We start from the raw sequence: 6,353 nt of genomic DNA, 5'->3' as shown, positions 1-6,353 counted from the left end.
CAGGAACTGACATTTCTGGCGTGATGCTGCATGGTTAGTGGAACCACCTGGGATGGTGGACCGGAGTGGGTGAGAGTCCCGTACGCGAAAACTGTGTGGGTGTTGCGTGGTGGTGTTCCCGAGTAGCAGCGAGCTCGTGGAATTTGCTGTGAATCTGCCGGGACCACCCGGTAAGCCTAAATACTTCCTGATGACCGATAGCGGACTAGTACCGTGAGGGAAAGATGAAAAGTACCCCGGGAGGGGAGTGAAAGAGTACCTGAAACCGTGTGCTTACAAGCCGTCAGAGCCTTTCGGGGTGATGGCGTGCCTTTTGAAGAATGAGCCTGCGAGTTAGTGCTGCGTGGCGAGGTTAACCCGTGTGGGGTAGCCGTAGCGAAAGCGAGTCTGAATAGGGCGTTTCTAGTCGCGTGGTCTAGACCCGAAGCGGAGTGATCTACCCATGGCCAGGGTGAAGCGCCGGTAAGACGGTGTGGAGGCCCGAACCCACTTAGGTTGAAAACTGAGGGGATGAGCTGTGGGTAGGGGTGAAAGGCCAATCAAACTCCGTGATAGCTGGTTCTCCCCGAAATGCATTTAGGTGCAGCGTCGTATGTTTCCCATCCGGGGTAGAGCTACTGGATGGCCTAGGGGCCTTACCGGGTTACCGAAGTCAACCAAACTCCGAATACGGGTGGGTGAGAGTGCGGCAGTGAGACGGCGGGGGATAAGCTTCGTCGTCGAGAGGGAAACAGCCCAGAACACCAGCTAAGGCCCCTAAGTGTGTGCTCAGTGGGAAAGGATGTGGGATTGCCCAGACAACCAGGAGGTTGGCTTAGAAGCAGCCACCCTTGAAAGAGTGCGTAATAGCTCACTGGTCAAGTGGTCCTGCGCCGACAATGTAGCGGGGCTTAAGCACACCGCCGAAGCTGTGTCATTGACACAATAGATCGGTGCTTGTTTTCGGATGAGCATCTAGTCGTGTTGATGGGTAGGGGAGCGTCCTGCATCCAGGGAAGCCGCGGTGTAAACCAGCGGTGGAGGGTGTGGGAGTGAGAATGCAGGCATGAGTAGCGAATGCAGAGTGAGAAACTCTGCCGCCGGATGACCAAGGGTTCCTGGGCCAGGCTAATCCGCCCAGGGTAAGTCGGGACCTAAGGCGAGGCCGACAGGCGTAGTCGATGGACAACGGGTTGATATTCCCGTACCCGAGCACGTGCGTCCCTGATGAGGCAGTTGATACTAACCACCCAAAGCGCATGGTGAAGTCTTCGGATGGATCTGTGTTGTGGAGCGTGGGGCCTGATTCTGTAGTAGTCAAGTGATGGGGTGACGCAGGAAGGTAGCTCCGCCAGTGAATGGTAGTACTGGTGTAAGCGTGTAGGCCGTCATGTAGGTAAATCCGCATGGCATGTAGGCTGAGACGTGATGCGTAGCCGATTGAGGTGAAGTAGAGTGATCCTATGCTGCCGAGAAAAGCCTCTAGCGAGTGCGTGCACGGCCCGTACCCCAAACCAACACAGGTGGTCAGGTAGAGAATACCAAGGCGATCGGGTGAACTGTGGTTAAGGAACTCGGCAAAATGCCCCCGTAACTTCGGGAGAAGGGGGGCCAAACATCCTGAAGTCCTTTACGGGCTAGGGGTGGGTGGCCGCAGAGACCAGCGGAAAGCGACTGTTTACTAAAAACACAGGTCCGTGCGAAGAAGTAATTCGATGTATACGGACTGACGCCTGCCCGGTGCTGGAACGTTAAGAGGACCGGTTAATCCCTTCGGGGGTGAAGCTGAGAATTTAAGCGCCAGTAAACGGCGGTGGTAACTATAACCATCCTAAGGTAGCGAAATTCCTTGTCGGGTAAGTTCCGACCTGCACGAATGGCGTAACGACTTTCCGGCTGTCTCAACCACAGGCCCGGCGAAATTGCATTACGAGTAAAGATGCTCGTTACGCGCGGCAGGACGGAAAGACCCCGGGACCTTTACTATAGTTTGGTATTGGTTTTCGGTTCGGTTTGTGTAGGATAGGTGGGAGACTGTGAAGCGCTCACGCTAGTGGGTGTGGAGTCGTTGTTGAAATACCACTCTGGCCGGATTGGGAATCTGAACCTACGCCCATGATCTGGGTGAGGGACAGTGCCTGATGGGTAGTTTAACTGGGGCGGTTGCCTCCCAAAGAGTAACGGAGGCGCCCAAAGGTTCCCTCAGCCTGGTTGGCAATCAGGTGTTGAGTGTAAGTGCACAAGGGAGCTTGACTGTGAGACTGACAGGTCGAGCAGGGACGAAAGTCGGGACTAGTGATCCGGCACCACCTGGTGGAAGGGGTGTCGCTCAACGGATAAAAGGTACCCCGGGGATAACAGGCTGATCTTGCCCAAGAGTCCATATCGACGGCATGGTTTGGCACCTCGATGTCGGCTCGTCGCATCCTGGGGCCGGAGTAGGTCCCAAGGGTTGGGCTGTTCGCCCATTAAAGCGGCACGCGAGCTGGGTTTAGAACGTCGTGAGACAGTTCGGTCCCTATCCGCCGCGCGCGTAGGATACTTGCGGAAGGCTGTCCCTAGTACGAGAGGACCGGGACGGACGAACCTCTGGTATGCCAGTTGTCACGCCAGTGGCATGGCTGGTTAGCTACGTTCGGAAGGGATAACCGCTGAAGGCATCTAAGCGGGAAGCCTGTTCCTAGATGAGGTATCCCACCCCTTTGTGGGTTAAGGCCCCCAAAAGACGATTGGGTTGATAGGCCAGAAATGGAAGCGCAGTAATGTGTGGAGTTGACTGGTACTAATAGGCCGAGGACTTGCCTACAAAGACGCTTCGCATCCACTCTACGGCTCTGAAACACCACATCAGAGACGTCAACATGCACTTGTGTGTTTGTTTCGTAGTGTTTCGGTGGTTATAGCGGCGGGGAAACGCCCGGTCCCATTCCGAACCCGGAAGCTAAGCCTGCCAGCGCCGATGGTACTGCACTCGAAGGGGTGTGGGAGAGTAGGACGCCGCCGAACTTAACGTGTTAGACAGAGCGGGGCTCTGGACCAGAGATGGTCCGGGGCCCCGCTCTTGTGCGTGCCCGGTAGGCCGAACGGCCCTGCCCCGCGGGCGCGTCCGCCCGCCGCGGCGGCCACCTTGCACCGGGATGACAATTCCGCTCTCCACATTTGTGTGGATTTGAGCAAAGAATAGTGGTCGCAATTGTCGTGTCTTGTATCGCGGACCTCGGCAGAACTAGCATACTCGTCAGTAAGTTGCACTTCCGCCGACCCCCGAACAGAGGAATTGCGATGTCGAGAATGTTGACCAGGTTGCGCAGACCCGCCGCGGTGATGGCGATGACCGCCGCCGTTTTCGGTGCCGGGGTGCTCGCGGCGGCGCCGGCTTCGGCGGCGACGATCAAGGTGCAGTACCCGGTCTCCGGCGAGTCGGTGGTGAAGAAGACCGGTAGCGCGCTCAAGCTGGGCCCAGGCACCCTGAACACCACCGTGACCACCAAGCCCGGCGGCGGGGACGTCTCCGGCGTGCTGAGCATCCCGCCCGCCAAGGCCTCCTTCAACGTCCTGGGCTTCATCCCGGTCAAGGCCACCGTCACGGTCATCCCGACCGGCCCGGTCTCCGGTGAGCTCAAGCAGGGCGTCATCACCACCCACGCCGACGCCTACATCCAGCTCAGCGACATCTGGATCGCCGGCATCTTCTACACCCCGGTCGGGAACGAGTGCAAGACGCAGAACCCGGTCGGCATGGACCTCAAGTCCGAGGGCGACTTCACCATTTTCAACGGCGGCACGGTTTCCGGTAGCTACACCATTCCGGAGTTCAAGAACTGCACCATTTTCTCCGGGTTGCTCAGTTCACTGGTTTCCGGTCCGGACAACACCATCAAGCTGGTGCTCGGCAAGGCGTCTTCCCTGCCCTGATCCGCACACCGCGAAAAGGCCCGCTCCCCCGGTTCCGGGAGGGCGGGCCTTCTCTCGTGCCGCTACTTGCCGACGGTCTTGAGCACCAGGGTCACCTGGTTGCCGTTCCCGGAGATCAGCCCGGTGAGGATCGGCGAGATGTCCTCGGTCACCCCGCACCCGGTGAACGGCGGGATGGTGAAGCCCCGCTGCTCCGGGAGCGGCGCGTCCGGGTGCGTGCCGATGGTGCCACCGGCGGTCACCAGGTACTGGCCCCACAGGTGCAGCGAGATGTCGCCGGTGCGGCAGTCCGGGCCGACGTCGTACGGCACACCGTTCAGCTCGACGTCGCTGATCCGCAGGAAGACCTCGGTGTGCGCGAACAGCATGCTGTCCGGTTTCGGGAAGGTGCCCTCGGTGAAGGTGAGCTTGCCGCCTTCGTCGTTCGCGGGCAGGAACTCCGCCAGCCCGGTCACCGGGAGGAAGTCGAAGGCGTAGAACGGCGTCTTCGCCTTCGGCAGGGCCACGTCACCGCGGATGCCCGGCGGGTTGATGTACTGCCCGCCGTTGATCATCAGCCCCGGCCCGAGCACGACCTTCGCGCCGGTCTTCGCGACCGTCGACTCGCCGTTGATGTACTGCGCGGTGAGCGGGAACAGCGGCGCGGCCATGATGCCCGGGCCCGCCTCGGCGGCCTGCGCGCCAGGTGCGGACGGCATGCCCGGCAGCACCCCGCCGGGACCGGGCATGCCAGGCAGCGGGGCCGTCCCCTGCGGTGACACGGGCTGGCCGGGCAGCAGGACCGCCACCGAGCCCAGCAGGAAGTCCTGCTCGGGAGCCGGTTCGCAGACCGACTCGACCGGTGCCTCGCCGAGCTGGGTGCCGTCGGTCGCGTGCGGGGTCAGCACGATCGACGGCGGGCCGACGGAGACGGTCAGCGAGCCCGCCTCGGAGGTCTGCCACGCGGGGATCGTGCCGGTGGTCTTCACAGTCAGCGCGCCCGTTTCCGGCACCGGCGTCGACACCACCGGCAGCTCGGCGCTCACCGCCTCGGGCTTCTCGCCCTGGACGCCGAGCAGGTTCGCGGTGACCGTGCCTTCGACCGAGGCCGGTGCGCCCAGCGCGGGCCAGAGCGTCTCGGGGAGCACGAGTTCGGCGTTGAGCGGGCCGGGGGTGACCGGTTCGCCGACGAGCACCGAGCCGGGGAGCGTGGTGTCGATGGTGATGTTCACCGCCTGCGGCTCGCTCGCGCCGAACACGCAGTCGTAGGTCAGTGCCAGCGACACCGGGGTGCTCTCCACCGGAGCTTCGGGTGCCTCGGGGGCGGCCGAGCCCGCCCCGGTCAGCCCGCTGGTCAAACCGGCGGCGAGCAGCGCGACGGCCGCTCCGGTGCCGAGCCGTTCCCGGAGTTCTTTCTGTGCCATCCGCGTTCCTTCGCCGGAAAGCCGGAAGCTCCGGCCACGCGTCGGGGGCGTGGCCGGAGCACCGGGGTTAGCTAGTGGGGCACTGCAGATCAGCCGATGGTCAGCGACGGCGAGAACGCCGCGTTCTGCCCTTCGTTGAGCGTGCAGTCGAAGGCTTCCGGACCCTGCCACTCGGGGGTGGCGTTGGTGTAGTGGAAGTCCAGCGACGCCGAGAAGGTCTCGCCGAGCGCGGCGGTCAGCACCTGGCCGGTGGAACCGGCGGTGATGGCCGGGACCACGGAGCTGGAGGTCTGGGCCGCGTTGACCGGAAAGGCCGCGTCCGGGTCGGGGACGAACTGCTCGCCCACCCCGAGGTCGGACACGTTCACCGTGGCCGGGCTCCCGTTCGTCACGGCGACGCTGGCGTCGGCGCTGCCGCGGACACCGTCGATGCCGCCGAGGTAGTACAGCGCGCTGACCACGTCCGCGGGCACGGTGGCCACGGCCGTCACGCCGTAGGCCTGGAAGGTGCCGCCACCGGTGACCGAGCTGGGGCCCTGGAAGCTGGCCTGCACCTCGAGGAGGTTCTCACCGATCAGGGGGTAGTTGCAGGTGTAGGTCAGCGTGGGGCTGGTGTACGCCTGGTCGGCGAGTGCGGTGCCGGCACCGGCCACGGTCAGGCCGAGCACCATGCTCACGGTCGCCGTACCGGCGAAGAGTCTGCCGAATCGTCGTGACATTTGCGATAATCTCCTCAATCGTTCTGCTGTTCCGCGTTAAACGGACACGGCGGGCGCTCGCCGATTCTTCGGCGGCCGAGTAAAGTGGAGATCGATCCCGGGTAGAGCTGATGCCGGACGGCAGAGTCCCCCTTTTATACCGTCCGTTCTCGGGTTACCCGCTAGTAGATTACGAGCGCGTGTCCTGGTGAATCAAGGGCTGACCTGGAATCCAGGGCAAACTCGGCAGCTGTATCGGTGAATTTGTCACCCGCGCCGGATCGGCAATCCCGGCTTTGTCACCAGCGTATGAAAAACGGCGTCCGCGCTCGCGACCGTCCGTGTTCGGCGTTGCTCT

Annotated in this window: 3 protein-coding genes and 2 rRNA genes (1 of these 5 running past the window's edge); 3 read left to right on the top strand and 2 right to left on the bottom strand. The window is 62.3% G+C overall.

Annotated features, from left to right (window positions below; all coding sequences use genetic code 11):
• The 3 genes from JOM49_RS39735 to JOM49_RS39725 form a co-directional block, all read left to right on the top strand.
• Positions 1 to 2,785, top strand: a 23S ribosomal RNA gene (locus JOM49_RS39735) (it extends 332 nt beyond the left edge of the window).
• 83 nt (positions 2,786 to 2,868) lie between these two features.
• Positions 2,869 to 2,985, top strand: a 5S ribosomal RNA gene (gene rrf, locus JOM49_RS39730).
• Positions 2,986 to 3,261: 276 nt separating this feature from the next.
• On the top strand, positions 3,262 to 3,894 hold the full coding sequence (locus JOM49_RS39725) for a hypothetical protein (RefSeq protein ID WP_245369629.1): 633 nt from the start codon (positions 3,262 to 3,264) through the stop codon (positions 3,892 to 3,894).
• 62 nt (positions 3,895 to 3,956) lie between these two features.
• Here JOM49_RS39725 and JOM49_RS39720 read toward each other — a convergent pair whose 3' ends face one another.
• Both JOM49_RS39720 and JOM49_RS39715 read right to left on the bottom strand, forming a co-directional pair.
• Entirely contained in the window at positions 3,957 to 5,297 is a 1,341-nt protein-coding gene (locus JOM49_RS39720; RefSeq protein WP_209669624.1) for a DUF6801 domain-containing protein, read from the bottom strand.
• An 89-nt stretch (positions 5,298 to 5,386) separates the two neighbouring features.
• Entirely contained in the window at positions 5,387 to 6,016 is a 630-nt protein-coding gene (locus tag JOM49_RS39715) for a DUF6801 domain-containing protein (RefSeq protein WP_209669622.1), read from the bottom strand.
• Positions 6,017 to 6,353: the final 337 nt, after the last annotated feature.

The organism is Amycolatopsis magusensis, from assembly GCF_017875555.1.
Lineage (GTDB): Bacteria > Actinomycetota > Actinomycetes > Mycobacteriales > Pseudonocardiaceae > Amycolatopsis > Amycolatopsis magusensis.
The sequence above is the reverse complement of the archived record's forward strand: the minus strand, read 5'-3'. Positions and strand labels throughout refer to the sequence as shown.